The organism is Plantibacter sp. CFBP 13570 (assembly GCF_014841395.1).
Lineage (GTDB): Bacteria > Actinomycetota > Actinomycetes > Actinomycetales > Microbacteriaceae > Plantibacter > Plantibacter auratus.
This window is the reverse complement of the sequence record NZ_JACYTW010000037.1, coordinates 22567-38497: the sequence shown is the minus strand read 5'-3', so window position 1 is coordinate 38497 and position 15931 is coordinate 22567. Positions and strand designations below refer to the sequence as shown.

Genomic DNA, 15931 nt, shown 5'->3' with positions numbered 1-15931 from the left:
GTGCAGGCCGAAGCCGCCGCCCGTGCCGCGGAGGACGCTCGTCGTGCTGCCGCTGCCGCCGCCCGTGCCGTGCAGCGCAACGCCCGAGCGGCGAAGCTCGCGCGAAGCCGTCGTCGCTCCAGGCTGCTCGCGACCACCGTGTTGGTCGCCTCCATCATCGGGTTCTGCTCCGGCGTGACCGCGTTCCTCGCGGGTGGCGGTCTCGTCCTCGGTATCTCGTCAACGGTCGTCGGTCTGCTCGCACTCTCTGCGCTCTCTCGGATGTCGCGCATCGCCCACCGTGCCGTCGCGCCGGTACCGGCGGTCGCGGTCACGACCAGGCGTGTCGAGTCGGCGCTCTTCGAGTACAACGAGCCCGTCAAGGCGGCGTCGCAGGCGCAGACGTGGACCCCGACGTCCATCCCGAAGCCGCTCCACCTCTCCGAGGGTTCCTCGGCTGCCGCCGAGCTGGCCAAGGCCGACGCCTACGACCGCCTGCGCCAGGCGGCCATGCAGGAGGCCATCGCGTCCCGCGCCGAGCGTCTCGCGCCGGTCGTGCCGACGATCGTCCGTCGTCCGGAGCCCGTCGCCGCTCCGCAGCCCGAGCGCGTCGAACCGCAGCCGGCGCCGAGCCGTTTCGCCTCGATGGGTGTCATCGACGAGGGCGAGATCGCCGCCGGCGGATCCACCCTGTTGCAGCGTCGCCGCGCCGCGGGCTGAGCCCCGAACGCGCCCGACCGGTCGTTCATGAACCGGTCACCGGCGACGGATAGACTCGTGGAGGGGGTTCGTCGCTCGGTTCTCGTCGACGCCCTGGAACGCGAAAGGTGACCATGGGCGTGTGGCGGAAGAGCCGGCGGAAGCCGATGAAGCCCTACGTCGCGCCCCCTGAGGTGGCTCCGCCGCCGGTCGAGCACGCGGTCGAGGAGGGCCTCCTCATCGCGCGGTCCTGGACCGTGGTCGAGGTCACGAACTGGATCATCGAGCGAGCACTCCGCGACGGCGCGTCCTACGACGCCGAGGCGACGCAGGCGGCGGTCCGGCGCGAGCTGGGTCGCATGGCTGACGAGCAGGAGGAGTACGCCGACCTCGCACGGGAGGCGCGCCAGACGGCGTTCCAGCGGCGGGGGAGTGCTCGTCACCAGCACGACTACCGCGCGGGTGACCTGAGCGCCTTATCCCGTCGCCGCGAGGTGTACTCGGGGCTCGCCGCCGAACTCCGTCGGGTGAGCAAGGACGAGGAGTTCGTCGCGGCGATCGCGGAATCCGCTCGTGAGCGTGCGTGGGGCGACCTGGAGCGCGCCATCCAGGCGAAGCTCGACCGGGTCCTCGACGAGCCGGTCGTCGACGAGCACTATCGGCGTGCCCGGAGCCAGCGGCTCCGCTGGTTCCGCGATCTCGACCTCGCTGCCCTCATCGCCGCCAATCCGAAGGACGGCAGCATGCCGGTCGACGACGGCCCGAACCCCTACGAGGACTAGCGCGGCCGGTTCGAAACGGCTCGCCGGTTCTGCTAGCCTGGACGAGTAGTTGGGCCCATGGCGCAGTCCGGTAGCGCACCTCGTTCGCATCGAGGGGGTCAGGGGTTCGAATCCCCTTGGGTCCACCAGCTGCAACGACAACCCCGCACCTCACGGTGCGGGGTTGTCGTGTTTCCGGGCGTCGGCAGCTCCCTGTCCCGTGTCGGCGGCGCCCCGCGTCCTGTACGGTCGGGAGCACGGCGCCGCTTCGGTTCCCGTGAACGGGACGAGCAGTCATGCCAGCAGCATCCGAACCGACCGTGCAGCACGACGCCGTCCTCGGGGTGATCGGCACCTCGCTGAAACCTGACGAACGACGCGTGCCGATCCACCCGGCGCACTTCGAGCGCATCCCGGAGGAGTTCCGGTCTCGGATCGTCGTGGAGCACGGCTACGGTGCCCGGTTCGGCGTCTCCGACGAAGAGATCGCCCCCTACGTCCGCTCGTTCGCGACGCGCGCCGAGGTCATCGCGCAGGCGGACGTCGTCCTCCTGCCGAAACCGCAGCTCGAGGACGTCCAGGAGCTCCGCGACGGGCAGACGCTCTGGGGCTGGCCGCACTGCGTCCAGGACACCGCGCTGACGCAGCTCGCGATCGACAAACGACTTACGTTGATCGCCTTCGAGGCGATGAACCACTGGGCCGCCGACGGTAGCTTCGGGTTACACGTCTTCCACAAGAACAATGAACTCGCCGGCTACAGCTCGGTGATCCACGCGTTGGAACTCTGCGGTTCCACCGGCAGCTACGGCCGTCGCCTGACCGCCGTGGTCATCGGCTTCGGCGCGACCGCCCGAGGTGCCGTGACCGCGCTCAACGCCCATGGGATCCACGACGTGCGCGTGCTCACCAACCGCCGGGTCGCGGCGGTCGCGGCGCCCATCCACTCCGCCCGCATGATCCAGTTCGACCACGACGACGGCCCGTACCTGAGCGAAGTCATCACCGACGAGGGTCGCGTGCCACTCGCGCCCTTCCTGGCCGAGAGTGACATCGTCGTCAACTGCACGCTGCAGGACCCCAACGCACCACTGCTCTACCTCCGCGAGGACGACCTCGGTGCGTTCCGGCCCGGGAGCCTCATCGTGGACGTCTCCTGCGACGAGGGGATGGCCTTCGAGTGGGCGCGCACGACCGGGTTCGACGACCCGATGTTCACCGTCGGGCCCGGGGAGATCAACTACTACGCGGTCGACCACAGCCCCTCGCTGCTGTGGAACTCGTCCAGCTGGGAGAATAGCGAGGCGTTGCTGCCGTTCCTGCCCACCGTCCTGGCCGGACCGGCCGCCTGGGTTGACAGCCTGACCGTCCAGCGGGCCGTCGAGATCCAGGACGGCGTCATCCTCAACCCGGCGATCACCGAGTTCCAGCACCGGTCGGCCGAGTATCCGCACGAGGTCCTGCCGGGCTGATCGGTTCTCGGCGGACCGTTCAAGCAGTGGGGCCGCGGCGGGCCTCTCGGTGTACCGCTGACGGAGGCACCCCGCCCGGGAGGTCTCTCGCGAGCACTCCGACAGGCTCAGTGACCGGAGATGGTCCACCCGGAACCCTCCGGTCTCCGGGCTCGTCGGAGGGTAGCCCGGTGACCTGACGGAACCGATGAACGTCCAGCGGTCCCTGACCTCCGTTCCCTGAGCCTGTCGAAGGGCCCACGGGGAAGGTTCCCAATCCGGCGGCACCTCTCCGGTCCGTGGGCAGCTCCTCTGATCCCTGAGTAGCTCCTTCCGGTCCCTGAGCTTGTCGAAGGGCGCACGAGCAACTTCCACAACCGGGCCGACTCGGCATCTGGAATGTCAGTGGTCCATGGTGGACTGGAGTCATGTCCGAGAGCACCACCTCCGCAGCTCGAGCTGGCGATGACTACGCCGCGCAGCTCGCGGAATTCTCGGACGAGTACGCGGAGATCTGCCGGCAGCAGGCTGTGCTGGCTGCCCGAACGGCTCGGCTCCTGGCCCGGTCAGCGGCCTACGCCGACGCCTTTGCGGACACGGTCGTCCCGGCCGCGTTCCCGCCCGCCGAGCGCCGTGCCTTGGCCCGTCGCTCCACGTGCGCGGCGCTCGCGATGGCGACCCGCATACCCGAGCAGACTGTGCAGCGGGCGACGAATGACGCCGAGGCGCTCGTCAACGACGCCCCGGCCGTGCTCGAGTCGCTCGAGGCGGGCCGTATCTCGGCTCGGCACGCCAAGACGATCACCGACCAGCTCTGCGACGTGCCCACCGACGGGCGGGCCGTGTTCCTCGCCACGGTGCTCCCGGTCGCAGAGCAGGCCACCGATGCGGAGCTCCGCAGGCGAGCTCGTGTCCTTCGCGAGCGCCTGCATCCGGAGTCGATCACGTCCCGCTCGAAGCGTTCCGAAGCGGACCGCCGGGTGGAGGTCGAGCCCGCGGCCGACGGCATGGCCTGGGTGCACCTGTTCACCACGGCACCCATCGCGCTGGGCATCGCCGAGCGGGTCGACGCAGCGGCCGCAGAGTCGCGCAAGGCGGGTGACACACGCACCTGCGCGCAGCTCCAGGCGGATGCCCTGGCGGCGCTCGCCCTCACCGGGGTGACCCCGGACGACGTGATGTCGAGCCCGGTCCTTCCGCATCCGATCGAGGTCCAGGAACACATTAAGCCGACCGTGCAGATCACGGTCCCAGCGCTCAGCATGGCCGGCGTCAGCGACGCCCCGGCCACCCTCGACGGCTACGGGCCGATCGATCCTGAGACTGCGGCACGTATCGCGGTGAACGCGCCGAGCTTCACTCGGATCCTGGTCCAGCCCGAAACCGGTGCGATCCTCTCCGTCGGTCGCAACCAGTACCGCGTTCCGGCTGATCTGCAGCGCGCGGTGCGCTTGCGGGACGGCACCTGTCGCGCACCGGGCTGCGGCAGGCGCGCCCGGGCCTGTGACCTCGACCATTCCGTCGCCTGGGACGACGGCGGCACAACAGATGTCGGCAACCTCGCTTGCCTGTGTCGACATCACCACCGCATGAAGCACCTCCCCGGATGGAACCTCGACCACGGACCAGGCGGCGCGCTCGAGTGGACGACACCCGACGGGAAGCATCACCGGACCGAACCGGACCCCGCACCGTTCTGACCTCCGCCGGTCCCTGAGCCTGTCGAAGGGTTCTTCGTGGGCACTTCGACAAGCTCAGTGACCGGGAAACGTCTGTCCGCACTGCCTCGGTCTCCGAGCTGTGCCGCACTTCGACAGGCTCAGTGACCGGGAGCGGTTTATTCGGCATCTTCCGGTCCCTGAGCTTGTCGAAGGGTTTCCCGTGGGCACTTCGACAAGCTCAGTGATCGGGGGAGGTGTGCCCGGAATGATGAGGCGTCCTCGTGGGCACTTCGACAGGCTCAGTGACCGGAAGAGGTTTGCCCGCCATGTCTCGGTCCCTGAGCCTGTCGAAGGGCAGCCCGGGCCGTGCCACCTCGGTGAACGGGGAGGTTCGCTCGGTTCACGTGGGACGCGCCAGCCACGTGAACTCGGCCTGAGAGGTTCGTGGCAGGCCGCGCAAGCGGTCGAGCACGGCAGGCACCCGCCCCTACGCTGGACGCTTGCGCCGTACGGTATCGGTCGGCGGAGGAACACCTAGTGCACGACCGGCTCGAGGAGGCAAGGATGTTCGTATGGCAGAGCTGGTGGGGTGTCGCCGCAGCGGCCGGGATAGCGCTGATCGCAGCTCTCGTCGTCATCGTGATCGTGTCGGTCTCCTTCCGGATGGCGGCGCGGCGGAGCGACTGGCCGGGCGCGCTCGCCGGGAGTGCCAGGCACCCCTTCCGAGCCCTCGTGATCCTGGTCGCCGTGTGGCCCGCGGTGGCGGCGACGCTTCCCGATGAGACCGCCCGTGGGTTCATCGACCAGACCTTCCGGATCGCCGTCATCGCCGCAGCGACGTGGCTGGTCGCCGCGCTGCTCGCCTTCGTCATCGGGCTCGGCCAGGCCCGGTACCGCATCGACGTCCCGAACAACAAGGTCGCCCGCCGCATGCAGACGCAGCTCGCGCTCGTCCGTCGCCTGGCGATCGCGGTCGTCGTCATCGTCGGTGTCGCGTCGATCCTCCTGACGTTCCCAGGCGTCCAGGGCGTCGGGGCGAGCGTGCTGGCCTCCGCCGGTGTCGTGAGCATCGTCGCCGGCCTCGCGGCGCAGTCCGTCCTCGGGAACGTGTTCGCCGGGATCCAGCTCGCCTTCAGCGATGCGATCCGGGTCGACGACGTCGTCATCGTCGAGGGGGAGTGGGGCCGGATCGAGGAGATCACCCTCACCTACGTCGTCGTCGGCATCTGGGACGATCGCCGCATGGTGCTCCCGTCCACCTACTTCACCTCCACGCCCTTCCAGAACTGGACGCGGAATACGAGCGAGCTGCTCGGGTCGGTCGAGTTCGACCTCGACTGGTGGGTGAGTCCCGCGGTCATGCGGACCGAGCTGGAGCGCATCCTCGACCGCACCGACCTCTGGGACGGCCGGGCACAGGTACTGCAGGTCACGGACGCCGTCGGCGGCTACGTGCGCATCCGCATCCTCGTCACCGCGGTGGACGCACCGACCCTCTTCGACCTCCGATGCCTCGTGCGCGAGCAGATGGTCGAGTGGATCCTCGCGCAGAACCCGTCGGCGATCCCGCGCAACCGGGTGCAGATGGTCGAGCAGGAGCCTCGTCCGGTGCCGAAGCGCGGCGGGCCGGTCACCGAGCCCGTCGGGCTGTTCAGCGGCAGCGCCGAGGCCGAACAGCGCGCGAGCCTCTTCACGTCCTCGATCACCCTGCCCGACCTGGACGACGAGCCCGAACGCTGACCGTCGCACGACCGGACGCGTGTGCACCGAATCGTTGTCGTTCCGGCGATCCTGTATGCGCTTCCCGTCGCTACCATCAAGGGAACCTCGCCGGGTGACCTGCCGGCGGGCCGTCGGTGCTGCTGCCGACACGAACGGACGGCGCCGGCCCGAACCCCGGCGACGGCATGCGAAGGAGACCGCGCGTGAACGACGACACCCTCTTCCTCACCGATGAGGACACCGCCGTCCCCGGCGAACGCCCGGAGCAGCGTCTCGAACGACGCTCCGCGTCCGTCCTGAAGCACCGACTCCTCGAACAGGAACGCAAGCAGTTCGAGGAGTCCCTCGCCTCGGCCAAGGCGGACGGCGCCCTCGAACGCGCAGCGGCCCTCATCGTCTCCGCCCGGCGACGCTTCCTCATCGGGGCGTCGAAGTCGTTCACCTACGCGTCCCTCCTCGCCGCGGACCTCAGCTACGGCCTCGCGAACGTCACGCTCATCGACGGCACCATCGTGCGTCCCCTCGACGTCCTGAGCGACGTGCGCACGAGCGACGTCATGATCGCGGTGTCGCTGCAGCGGTATCGGAAGTACACGATCGACTCCGTCGTCCCGTTCGCCGAGGCGGGAGGCAGCCTCGTGCTCATCACGGACGCGCCGGACGCCCCGCTGACCCCGTACGCCGACGAGACGATCGTGCTCGGCCGTGCCGAGGACGGACACCCGAGTTCCTCGATCGGGATCGCGCTCACCCTGCACGTCCTCGCCACGCTCACGACGGCCAGCGCCAAGGGCGCCGGCCGTCGGGCGGTGGAGCGGGAGCGCCTCGCCGAGACGCTCGGGGTCTACGTCTCCGCCGAGGATTGAGCGCGGACCGGGCTCAGCGTCCCGAGCCTTGCTCGTCGCGCACGATCGACAGGGGTTCCGTGATGTCCTCGAGTGACTTCCGCGCGGCGTCGACCCCGAAGATGAGGGCGATCAACCCGCCGAGGACCATCACGCCTGCACCGACGAAGTAGCCCACGGTGAGCGGACCGCGGTCCGTGCCATCACCGATCAGGATCCCGTAGAGCAGGGGCGCGACCGAACCCGCGATCTGTCCGATCGCGAAGAAGTAGCCGATCACCTGGCTGCGGAGCTCGAGCGGGAAGATCTCGCTCACGGTCAGGTAGGCGCTGGACGCACCGGCGGAGGCGAAGAAGAACGAGACGCACCAGAAGATCGTCTGGGTCGTCGCGTCGAGCGCACCGGCGTTGAAGAGCACCGCCGAAACCGCCAGGACCGCCCCGGAGACCCCGTAGGTGAGGAAGATCATCTGGCGACGACCCCAGGTGTCGAACAGCCTGCCGAGGAGGAGCGGGCCGAGCAGGTTGCCGATCGCGAAGGGGAAGAAGTAGTACTGCGTCGACGAGGGGCTCGTGCCGTAGAAGTTCTGCAGCACCAGCGCGTAGGTGAAGAAGATCGCGTTGTACAGGAACGACTGGGTAATCATCATCGCGAGGCCGACGAAGGTGCGCTTCGGGTATTTCGAGAAGAGGACGCCGAAGATGGTCCGGATCGGGATGTGGCCCTGGGCCTGCACCGTGAGCGCCTTCGACTCGTCGACCGGCTCGATCGTCCCGCCCTGCTTGCGGACGGTCGCCTCGATGTCGTCGACCGTGGCCTCCGCCTCCTGTTCCCGACCGTGCGTCATGAGCCACCGCGGACTCTCGGGGATGTGGCGTCGCAGGAAGATGATGGCGAGACCGAGGACCGGCCCGATGAAGAACCCGATGCGCCAGCCGACGTCCTCGGCAAAGTAGTCGGTGTTCAGCAGGAACAGGTTCGCCGCCGATCCGAGGGCGGCGCCACCCCAGTAGGTGCCGTTGATGGCGATGTCGACGTGCCCGCGGTACTTCGACGGGATGAGCTCGTCGATGGCCGAGTTGATCGCCGCGTACTCGCCGCCGATGCCCATGCCGGCGAAGAACCGGAAGATGGCGAGGAACCAGAACGTGGGGGACAAGCCCGCGATGCCGCTCGCGACGAGGTAGATCGCGAGGGTCAGGATGAAGAGCTTCTTGCGGCCGAGGCGGTCCGCCATGCGGCCGAAGACGAGGGCACCCGTCACCTGGCCGAGCAGATAGATCGTCCCGAGGAGTCCGACCTCCGCCGCCGACAGCCCCAGCGACTTCTGGAATCCGGCGGAGGCGACGATCTGGATCTCGAGACCGTCCAGCACCCATGAGAAGCCGAGACCGACGACGATCATCCAGTGGAACCGGGTCCACGGCAATCGGTCCATCCTGGCGGGGACGAGGCTCCGCACCGGGGCAGGTCGCCCGGAGGTCGACGTGTTCGACATGGAATGACTCCTTCCACGGCCGTCCCGTCGACGGTCGATCCGGGAGATGACGCTACTCCCGCGGCGGGCATCGGACGTCGCTGATCGGTGCCCCTTGACTTCGTCCTGGCGGAGGAGCACCCTACGCCCGGCACCCCGTGCGATGGCGCCCGGTGGCGCGGAATGGTCGTACGCTCGAAGCGCGACGAGATCGCGGACGGCTGCCGAGGGCCGTCGAGGAGGAGGCGGCATGCACCTGGTCGAGGACAGCACCGAGACGGACATCACGCGGGTCTTCCAGGACCGGATCACCTCCGGCGTCGCCCCGGGATCGTACGTCGCCGTGTTCGACCGCGAGCGGGTCCGGTTCGAGCAGGGGTTCGGCGGGGTCGCCTTGGGCGGTCCGGTGCCGGACGCCGACACGCTGTTCCGCATCGCCTCCTGCACGAAGAGCTTCACCGCCGCCGTGCTCCTCATCCTCCGCGATGCCGGCCGCCTCGACCTGGACGCGCCAGTGGACGGGTTCGTGCCGGAGTTCGCACCGGTGCTCCCTGACGGGATCGCCGTCCGGCCGACCGTGCGGATGCTCCTGACGATGTCGGGTGGGCTCGGAACGGACGATCCGTGGGGTGACCGCCAGGAGTCGATCAGCGTGGACGAGTTCCGGCGGCTGCTCGTGCGCGGCGTCCGATGCGTCACGACACCCGGGACGGCGTTCTCCTACTCGAACCTCGGCTATGCGCTGCTCGGGCAGGTCATCGAGCGTGTGACCGGTGGCTCCTACATCGATGCGGTGACCTCGCTCCTGCTGGAGCCGCTCGGGCTCGGCGCCGTGTTCGAGCGCCCCGAAGGCGACGGGGCGGTCACGGCGACCGGTCATCGTGTCCGCCGCGAACGGGCCGTCGATGAAGACGGCCGATTCGTCGAGGTCCCGTTCTCCGGCCCCGGGGTCTTCTCCTCGATCGGCGGGCTCTTCGCCTCGGCCTCCACCCTGATCGGATGGGTGCGCTGGCTCGACGGCGCCTGGACCGGGGACGAGACCGGACCGCTGTCGAGCGCCAGCCGCCGCGAGATGCAGCAGCTGCACCGGCTCGCTCCGTCGCGGCCCACCCTCGACGGCGTGCCGCCGAGACTCGCGCTCGGCTATGGCTTCGGCCTCTTCGTCGAGGAGGACGCCGACCTCGGGACGCTCGTCTCGCACTCGGGCGGCTACCCCGGCTACAGCGCCCACATGCGGTGGCACCCGACATCCGGGTTGGGCGTCGTCGCCTTCGAGAACGCCGGCTACGCGGCCGTGGCGAAGCCCGCCGAACAGGCCTTGCGGCTGGCGATCGCCGGCGCCCAGGCCTCCGGCGAGCTGCCGGAACCGGCGATCCGCCCCTGGCCGGAGACCCTCGTGGCGTCCATGACTGCGACCGGGCTGCTGTCGCACTGGGACGACCGCGTCGCCACGTCGCTGTTCGCTGAGAACGTCGCCCTCGACCGGCCACTGGAGGAGCGACGCGAGGCGGTCGACGCCGCTGTCACCGCCGTCGGTGGCATCGCCGAGGTGGCTTCGGGGCGCGCGACGCCGATCTGCGATTCGCCGGACCACCTGGTCTGGTTCGTCGAGGGGACGGAGGGGCGCCTCCGCCTGGAGGTCCGGATGACACCCGTGCTTCCGCTCCGGGTCCAGACCTTCACGGTGACGGTCGACGACCAGGGCGAGTGAACGCCGAACGCCGGCAGCTGAGGCTCAGCTACCGGCGTTCAGGTGGAACAGGGTGGTTCGGTTCAGCCGATCGAGTCGTCGTCGCCGTTGCCGTTACGGTTCGTCGGGGAGATGTCCTCCGTCGACTCGACGTACTCGTAGTCGGTCGTCGTCGGGCCGTCGTGGTCGCCGGTGTTCGTCGCTTCGCCGACGGGACGGTAGATGAGCTGGCCTTCGCCGTAGGGCAGGACGAGCTCGCCGTCCTGACCGTCTTCGAGCGGGATGATCTCGCTGTCGAGCGGGCCGCCGGTGAGTTTCGCAAGAGTCTGTGACATGTCGCCAGCCTAGCCCCGACGACTGTCAGAGTGCTGCGATGGTCCAGGACACCCGGTGTGGTGTATTGGGAGCCAGGACGACGAGATCGGTCCCGGTCGAGAAGGCGTCAGGGGGACAGGTCATCGGCTCGACGGCGAGCCCCAGTCGGTTCAGCTCCGCGACGGGCTGATCGGCCGTGTGCACCTGGACCCAGGGCAGACCATCACCCCAGTGCATGGCGACGCCGCTGCCGGATGGCGTCGTCACGCGCACCGTGACCCGGCCGTCGACGTCGCGATCGAGCGCCGTGTACGCGTGATCGATGAAGGTGTCGCCGATGGTCCGGGGTGCGCGGAAGTCGAAGTGCTCCGTCGCCTCCGTGTCGACGGGCTCCAGCGAGACCGGGATGAGCCGGTCCGGCGTGACGGTGAGCACCTCGGCGGCGGGCAGTTCGAGCGTCCAGTCGTCGACACGGCCCTCACCCGCGACGAGGTACGGGTGCGGTCCGGTGCCGTAGGGTGCGTCGACGTCGCCGAGGTTCAGCGCCTCGACGTCGGTGCGGAGTCCGTCGTCGTCGAGCGTGTAGGTCGCCGTGACCTGGACGCGGAACGGATAGCCCTCCTGCGCCTCGATGACCACACGGAACGCTGCCGACGCCATGCTCGACGACACGAGGTCCCACTCCGACCAGGCGGCGAGCCCGTGGAGGGCGTGACCGCGAGCGGGTTCCGTGAGTGCGAGCTCGTGGTCGACGCCCGCGAAGGTGTACCGGCCGTCGACGACGCGGTTGGGCCACGGGGCGAGCATGGCGCCGCGGAACGCCGGACGGACCTCCTCGGCGTCGAACGGGACGACGAGGTCCCGGCCGTCGTGTCGCAGGAACCGCAGTGAGGCACCGACCGAGGCGATCGACGCGGTGTACGCACCGTGCTCGAGATCGACACGCCGTCCCGAGATCGGACGTCGGTCGACGGAGGCGGACGGGGACACGGCGCTGGTGGATTCGGTCACGGCCCCATTCTGTCGCATCGACGCCGACCGACCCGGCCGACTGGCGGTGCGGGGTGAGCGGTGGGACGCGGCTCAGCCGAGGGAGCGGCCGCGCATGTCCGAGAGGAACAGTGCGGCGACCGCGGCGACGACGAAGAAGGCGGCGAACACGGAGAAGAGCAGGGCCTGTCCTGCGAGGAGGAGCACCGGGACCGACAGCGGGGCGATGATCGAGGCGATGCGGCCGATGCCGGCGGCCCACCCCGCCCCGGTCGCACGGAGCGCCGTCGGATACAGCTCCGGGGTCGTCGCGTACAGGGCGCCCCAGGCACCGAGGTTGCAGAAGGACAAGCACATCCCGAACACGATGATCATCGGTTCGGTCGTCGCCGTGCCGAACAGGACCGCCGACACCGCGGAGCCCGCCAGGAAGGTCGCGAGGGTCTGCTTCCGGCCCCAGGCCTCGATCAACCATGCCGAGACGGCGTAGCCCGGGATCTGGGCGAGGGTGATGATCAGGGTGAAACCGAAGGACCGGACGAGGGAGAACCCGGAGGCGACGAGGATCGTCGGGATCCAGATGAACGCACCGTAGTAGGAGAAGTTGACGCAGAACCACACGATCCAGAGCGAACCGGTGTCGCGGCGGTGCGTGGACACCCACAGCCCACGGAGGCGCTCGCCGGCGGAGAGACCGGCGCTCACGGGGGTGTCGGTGGTGGTGTCGCCGGCTGGCTCCGGGTGGGCGACGCCGGCCGAGGCCTCGAACTCGCGGACGACGGTTTCCGCCTCGCGGTGGCGCCCACGCGACTCGAGGAAGCGCACCGACTCCGGCAGTCGCGTCCGCACGATGGCCGCGTAGACCGCGGGCAACGCGCCGATGGCGAGCGCCCAGCGCCACCCGTCGTCGCTCGTCGGCACGACCAGATAGCCGATGAGGGCGGCGGCGATCCACCCGATCGCCCAGAACGCCTCCAGGAACACGATGATCCGCCCGCGGATCCGTGGCGGGGCGAACTCACTCATGAGGGTCGAGGCGACGGGCAGCTCGGCGCCGAGTCCGAGGCCGACGATGAATCGCAGCACGATGAGCACGCCGAGTCCCCAGGCGAGGGCCGACGCGCCAGTCGCGATGCCGAACACGAGCAGGGTGATCGCGAAGACGTGGCGCCGTCCGACCCGGTCGGCGAGCAAGCCCCCGAGCGTCGCACCGATGGCCATGCCGAGGAACCCGGCTGAGGCGATCCAGGAGAGCTCCGTGTTCCCGAGCTGCCACTGCACGGCGAGCTGGGCGAGCACGAAGGACACGAGTCCCACGTCCATGGCGTCGAGGGCCCAGCCGACGCCGGAACCGACGAGCAGTCGCCCGTGTGCCTTGGTGAACGGGAGCGCGTCGAGGCGCTCGCTGCGGGTGCGGGGTGTGGTGGGGGCGGTGGACACGTCACCATTCTGGTGCAGGATGTGCCCACCGGCGCCGGTCCGTCGCAGATAGGCTGACGGCATCGAACTGCAGGCATGCGGCCGGGCAGTTCACCCGCTCCGCCCGCCGTTCCGTCGAAAGGCCACTCCCGTGACCGATGCACCGCCTCCCGACCCGCAGCAGCCTGACGCCCGCCCGCCGCAATGGCCGCCGGGTCAGCAGCCGCAGCACCCCTCCGGCCAGCAGCCGCAGGCGCCGTACGGGCAGGGGCCGCAGCAGCAGAACCCGTACGGTCAGCAGCAGCAGCAGGCGCCGTATGGACAGGGACCGCAGCAGCAGAACCCGCACGGACAGCAGCAGCCGCCGTACGGGCAGGGACCGCAGCAGCAGAACCCGTACCAGCAGAACCCGTATGGCGGGCAGCAGAACCCCTCCGGCGGACAGCCATACCAGCCGTACCAGCCGTATCAGCCGCAGCAGACCCCGTACCAGCAGCAGCCACCGCAGGGCCCTCCAGGGTACGGTCAGCAGCCGCCGCCTCCCGGTGCCCCGAAGCGAAAGCGGACGGGGCTCATCATCGCCCTCGCCGTCGGTGTCCCGCTCGTGTTGGCGGCGATCATCACCGTCGTCGCTCTCGTCCTCACGCAGGGTGGCGCACCGGTCGCGGACCCGAGCCCCACCCGCTCGGCCACCCCGACGAAGACCGCGTCGCCGACGCCCACCGAGACGGACTCGACGCCCGAGCCGACGAAGACCTACGTCTCCATTCCTCCCGACCTCGACTTCGCGGCCGGGCAGGACGTCCCCGCCGAATGGACGGCCTACCTGACGAACGACCTGGACTCGTCCTGGGCGGCGATCGGTCCGGACCGGAACGGCGTCGAGATCTATCGGAACGCGGCGACCTCGTGCGACGTCGGACTCGGCGACATCGCGCTGACGCCTGACGAGATCGCGGTCGGAGACGACGAGAAGTCGAGTGACGCCTACATGGCGAAGTACGTCGGGGCCGACTACGTCAAAGCGGACGGCACGACGGAACAACTGAACTACAACAGCGGTGGGGGCCTCATCGAGTTCCGGGTCCTGTCGTGGACCCAGCCCTCGGGGGAGCGCACGTACTGGGGCGTCCGGTCGCTCACGAAGATGGGGATCCTCGTCGTCTTCACCTTCACGTGCAAGGACCAGGGGTCGCTCGACCTGCTCGCGAACGACGTCGTGAACCTCATCTCCGTGGAGCTGCTCCCGAGGCGCTGACCGGTCCCGGCGTCAGAACGCGCGGAGGACCGCCTGCGCGACCGTGAAGATCGCGAGGCCGGCGAGCGCGCCGACGATGGTGCCGTTCAAGCGGATGAACTGCAGGTCGCGTCCCACGAGCAGCTCGATCTTCTGGGTGGTCTCGCGGGCGTCCCAACGCTCGACGGTCTCGGTGATGATGCTGGCGATGTCGTGCCGGTAGCGGGTGACGACGTAGGACAGGGCGTCCGCGACGCGGGTGTCGACGCGGGTGGAGAACGCCCGGTCGGTCGACAGTCGCCGGCCGAAGTCCGCGATGGTGCCGGAGATCCGCTCGCGGAGGTCGCTGTCGGGAGCGTCGAGGGCCTCGAGGAACGCGCTCTTCGCGGCCGTCCAGGTCTTGCCGGCGACCTCACGGACCCGAGGACTGTCGATGACCTCGTGCTTGGCGTTCTCGAAGCGGGTGATGGTCGCGTCGTCGTGCTGCAGCTGCTCCGCGAGCTCGCCGAGGTAGCCGTCGAGGGCATGGCGGAGCTGGTGGTCGGGGTCGGCGCGGACGGCCTGGACGAAGGACACGGCCTCCCGGTAGAGCTTGTCGTCCACGAGCCGGTCGACGAAGGACGGCACCCAGGTCGGCAAACGGCTCGAGACCAGGCGCTCGAACGCCTTCGGGTTCGTGCTCAGCCACTCACCTGTGCGGTCGAGGAGGAGGTCGACCGCGTCGTGGTGCGCGCCGACGCCGACGATGTGCTCGACCCAACGGCCGATGTTCGGAGCCCACTGCGGGTCGATGAGGTGTTTGGACGCCAACGCCTCGATGACTTCGCGGACGTCGTCGTCGGACAGCGTCTCCAGGAGACCCCGCACGGCGATGGACCCCTCGGCGGTGACCCGCTCGGCGTTCGCGGGCTCGGACAACCATCCGCCGAGCTTCTCCGAGACGGAGACGGACGCGAGCTTCTGCCGCACGACCTCCTCGGAGAGGAAGTTGGTCTCCACGAACTCGCCGAGGCTGACGCCGATCTCGTCCTTCCGCTTCGGGATGATCGCCGTGTGGGGGATCGGGATGCCGAGCGGGTGGCGGAAGAGGGCGGTGACGGCGAACCAGTCCGCGAGCGCCCCGACCATGCCGCCTTCCGCAGCGGCCCTGACATACGCCAACCACGGGTAGCGTCCCTCGAGCGCGAACGCGACGGCGAAGATGACCGCCATGACGAGGAGCAGTCCGGTGGCCAGGCGCTTCATCGCACGCAGGGCTCGCGCGCGGTCCGCGTCGGCGGCGGTGAGTTCGAGTGTGGGGGAGCTCGTCATCCGCCCATCCTAGGCTCGTCGACCATATCCTCCGGTCGGATGGAGGAGGAGGGCACCGTACCCCCTGGTGGTACCCTGAGCCGGTGATCGAAGACATCAAGAAGCGGGCCCTGCACCGGACGAAGATCCTCGAGGGCCAGATGCGTGGCCTCGAGAAGATGATCGAGAACGAGGACTACTGCATGGACATCATCACGCAGTCACTCGCCATCCAGAAGTCGCTGGGATCCCTCAACAAGCTGCTCGTCGAGAACCACCTCCTGACCCACGTCACGCAGATGTTCGAGGAGGGCGGGGACAGCAAGGACGCCGCGGTCGGCGAACTCCTGCGGATCTTCGAGCTCAGCAACAACCGCGGCTGAGCCGAGTCGTCA

13 protein-coding genes, 1 tRNA gene and 1 pseudogene are annotated in these 15931 nt (G+C 69.3%); 10 read left to right on the top strand and 5 right to left on the bottom strand.

The window, feature by feature from the left end; genetic code table 11:
* The 7 genes and pseudogenes from IFT89_RS13040 to IFT89_RS13010 form a co-directional block, all read left to right on the top strand.
* Positions 1–699, top strand: a pseudogene (locus IFT89_RS13040) (hypothetical protein); the annotation flags it as partial.
* 107 nt (positions 700–806) lie between these two features.
* Positions 807–1460: a hypothetical protein gene (locus tag IFT89_RS13035; protein WP_137242059.1), complete on the top strand. Its 654-nt coding sequence runs from the start codon at positions 807–809 to the stop codon at positions 1458–1460.
* 51 nt (positions 1461–1511) lie between these two features.
* Positions 1512–1588, top strand: a tRNA-Ala gene (locus IFT89_RS13030).
* 147 nt (positions 1589–1735) lie between these two features.
* Positions 1736–2911, top strand: a complete 1176-nt coding sequence (locus IFT89_RS13025) for a N(5)-(carboxyethyl)ornithine synthase (protein WP_137242057.1) — start codon at positions 1736–1738, stop codon at positions 2909–2911.
* Between the two features lie 407 nt (positions 2912–3318).
* Positions 3319–4590: an HNH endonuclease signature motif containing protein gene (locus tag IFT89_RS13020; RefSeq protein WP_202939165.1), complete on the top strand. Its 1272-nt coding sequence runs from the start codon at positions 3319–3321 to the stop codon at positions 4588–4590.
* Positions 4591–5115: 525 nt separating this feature from the next.
* Positions 5116–6291 carry a mechanosensitive ion channel family protein gene (locus tag IFT89_RS13015; RefSeq protein WP_086474686.1) on the top strand — a complete coding sequence of 392 codons (1176 nt, stop codon included), beginning with the start codon at positions 5116–5118 and terminating at the stop codon, positions 6289–6291.
* Between the two features lie 185 nt (positions 6292–6476).
* Positions 6477–7139: a MurR/RpiR family transcriptional regulator gene (locus tag IFT89_RS13010; RefSeq protein WP_199862102.1), complete on the top strand. Its 663-nt coding sequence runs from the start codon at positions 6477–6479 to the stop codon at positions 7137–7139.
* 13 nt (positions 7140–7152) lie between these two features.
* Here IFT89_RS13010 and IFT89_RS13005 read toward each other — a convergent pair whose 3' ends face one another.
* Positions 7153–8616: an MFS transporter gene (locus tag IFT89_RS13005; protein WP_191940708.1), complete on the bottom strand. Its 1464-nt coding sequence runs from the start codon at positions 8614–8616 to the stop codon at positions 7153–7155.
* A gap of 229 nt (positions 8617–8845) precedes the next feature.
* On the opposite strand from IFT89_RS13005, the gene IFT89_RS13000 reads away from it, so the two are divergent.
* Complete coding sequence (locus IFT89_RS13000; protein ID WP_194644265.1) at positions 8846–10306, top strand: serine hydrolase domain-containing protein; 1461 nt, start codon at positions 8846–8848, stop codon at positions 10304–10306.
* 62 nt (positions 10307–10368) lie between these two features.
* Here IFT89_RS13000 and IFT89_RS12995 read toward each other — a convergent pair whose 3' ends face one another.
* From IFT89_RS12995 to IFT89_RS12985, 3 genes are all read right to left on the bottom strand, one after another.
* Positions 10369–10620 carry a response regulator gene (locus IFT89_RS12995; RefSeq protein ID WP_079001938.1) on the bottom strand — a complete coding sequence of 84 codons (252 nt, stop codon included), beginning with the start codon at positions 10618–10620 and terminating at the stop codon, positions 10369–10371.
* A gap of 25 nt (positions 10621–10645) precedes the next feature.
* Positions 10646–11611, bottom strand: a complete 966-nt coding sequence (locus IFT89_RS12990) for an aldose 1-epimerase family protein (protein WP_307783505.1) — start codon at positions 11609–11611, stop codon at positions 10646–10648.
* Positions 11612–11683: 72 nt separating this feature from the next.
* The gene (locus IFT89_RS12985; RefSeq protein WP_307783504.1) at positions 11684–13030 is read right to left on the bottom strand and encodes an MFS transporter; all 1347 of its coding nucleotides are present in this window, start codon (positions 13028–13030) and stop codon (positions 11684–11686) included.
* Positions 13031–13160: 130 nt separating this feature from the next.
* Here IFT89_RS12985 and IFT89_RS12980 point away from each other — a divergent pair, with 130 nt between their 5' ends.
* Positions 13161–14267, top strand: a complete 1107-nt coding sequence (locus tag IFT89_RS12980; protein WP_202939163.1) for a hypothetical protein — start codon at positions 13161–13163, stop codon at positions 14265–14267.
* Positions 14268–14279: 12 nt separating this feature from the next.
* Here the strand turns inward: IFT89_RS12980 and IFT89_RS12975 are convergent, their stop codons facing one another.
* Positions 14280–15557 (bottom strand): DUF445 domain-containing protein, encoded by a 1278-nt coding sequence (locus IFT89_RS12975; protein ID WP_202939162.1) that lies wholly within the window; start codon positions 15555–15557, stop codon positions 14280–14282.
* Between the two features lie 83 nt (positions 15558–15640).
* Here IFT89_RS12975 and IFT89_RS12970 point away from each other — a divergent pair, with 83 nt between their 5' ends.
* The gene (locus IFT89_RS12970; RefSeq protein WP_064296530.1) at positions 15641–15919 is read left to right on the top strand and encodes a metal-sensitive transcriptional regulator; all 279 of its coding nucleotides are present in this window, start codon (positions 15641–15643) and stop codon (positions 15917–15919) included.
* Positions 15920–15931 lie beyond the last annotated feature (12 nt).

Excerpts from the sequence above, each read along its gene's own strand:
- IFT89_RS12995 (WP_079001938.1), bottom strand. The coding sequence starts at position 10,620 with ATGTCACAGACTCTTGCGAAACTCACCGGCGGCCCGCTCGACAGCGAG.
- IFT89_RS13005 (WP_191940708.1), bottom strand. The coding sequence starts at position 8,616 with ATGTCGAACACGTCGACCTCCGGGCGACCTGCCCCGGTGCGGAGCCTC.
- IFT89_RS12975 (WP_202939162.1), bottom strand. The coding sequence starts at position 15,557 with ATGACGAGCTCCCCCACACTCGAACTCACCGCCGCCGACGCGGACCGC.
- IFT89_RS13015 (WP_086474686.1), top strand. The coding sequence starts at position 5,116 with ATGTTCGTATGGCAGAGCTGGTGGGGTGTCGCCGCAGCGGCCGGGATA.
- IFT89_RS13025 (WP_137242057.1), top strand. The coding sequence starts at position 1,736 with ATGCCAGCAGCATCCGAACCGACCGTGCAGCACGACGCCGTCCTCGGG.
- IFT89_RS13020 (WP_202939165.1), top strand. The coding sequence starts at position 3,319 with ATGTCCGAGAGCACCACCTCCGCAGCTCGAGCTGGCGATGACTACGCC.
- IFT89_RS13000 (WP_194644265.1), top strand. The coding sequence starts at position 8,846 with ATGCACCTGGTCGAGGACAGCACCGAGACGGACATCACGCGGGTCTTC.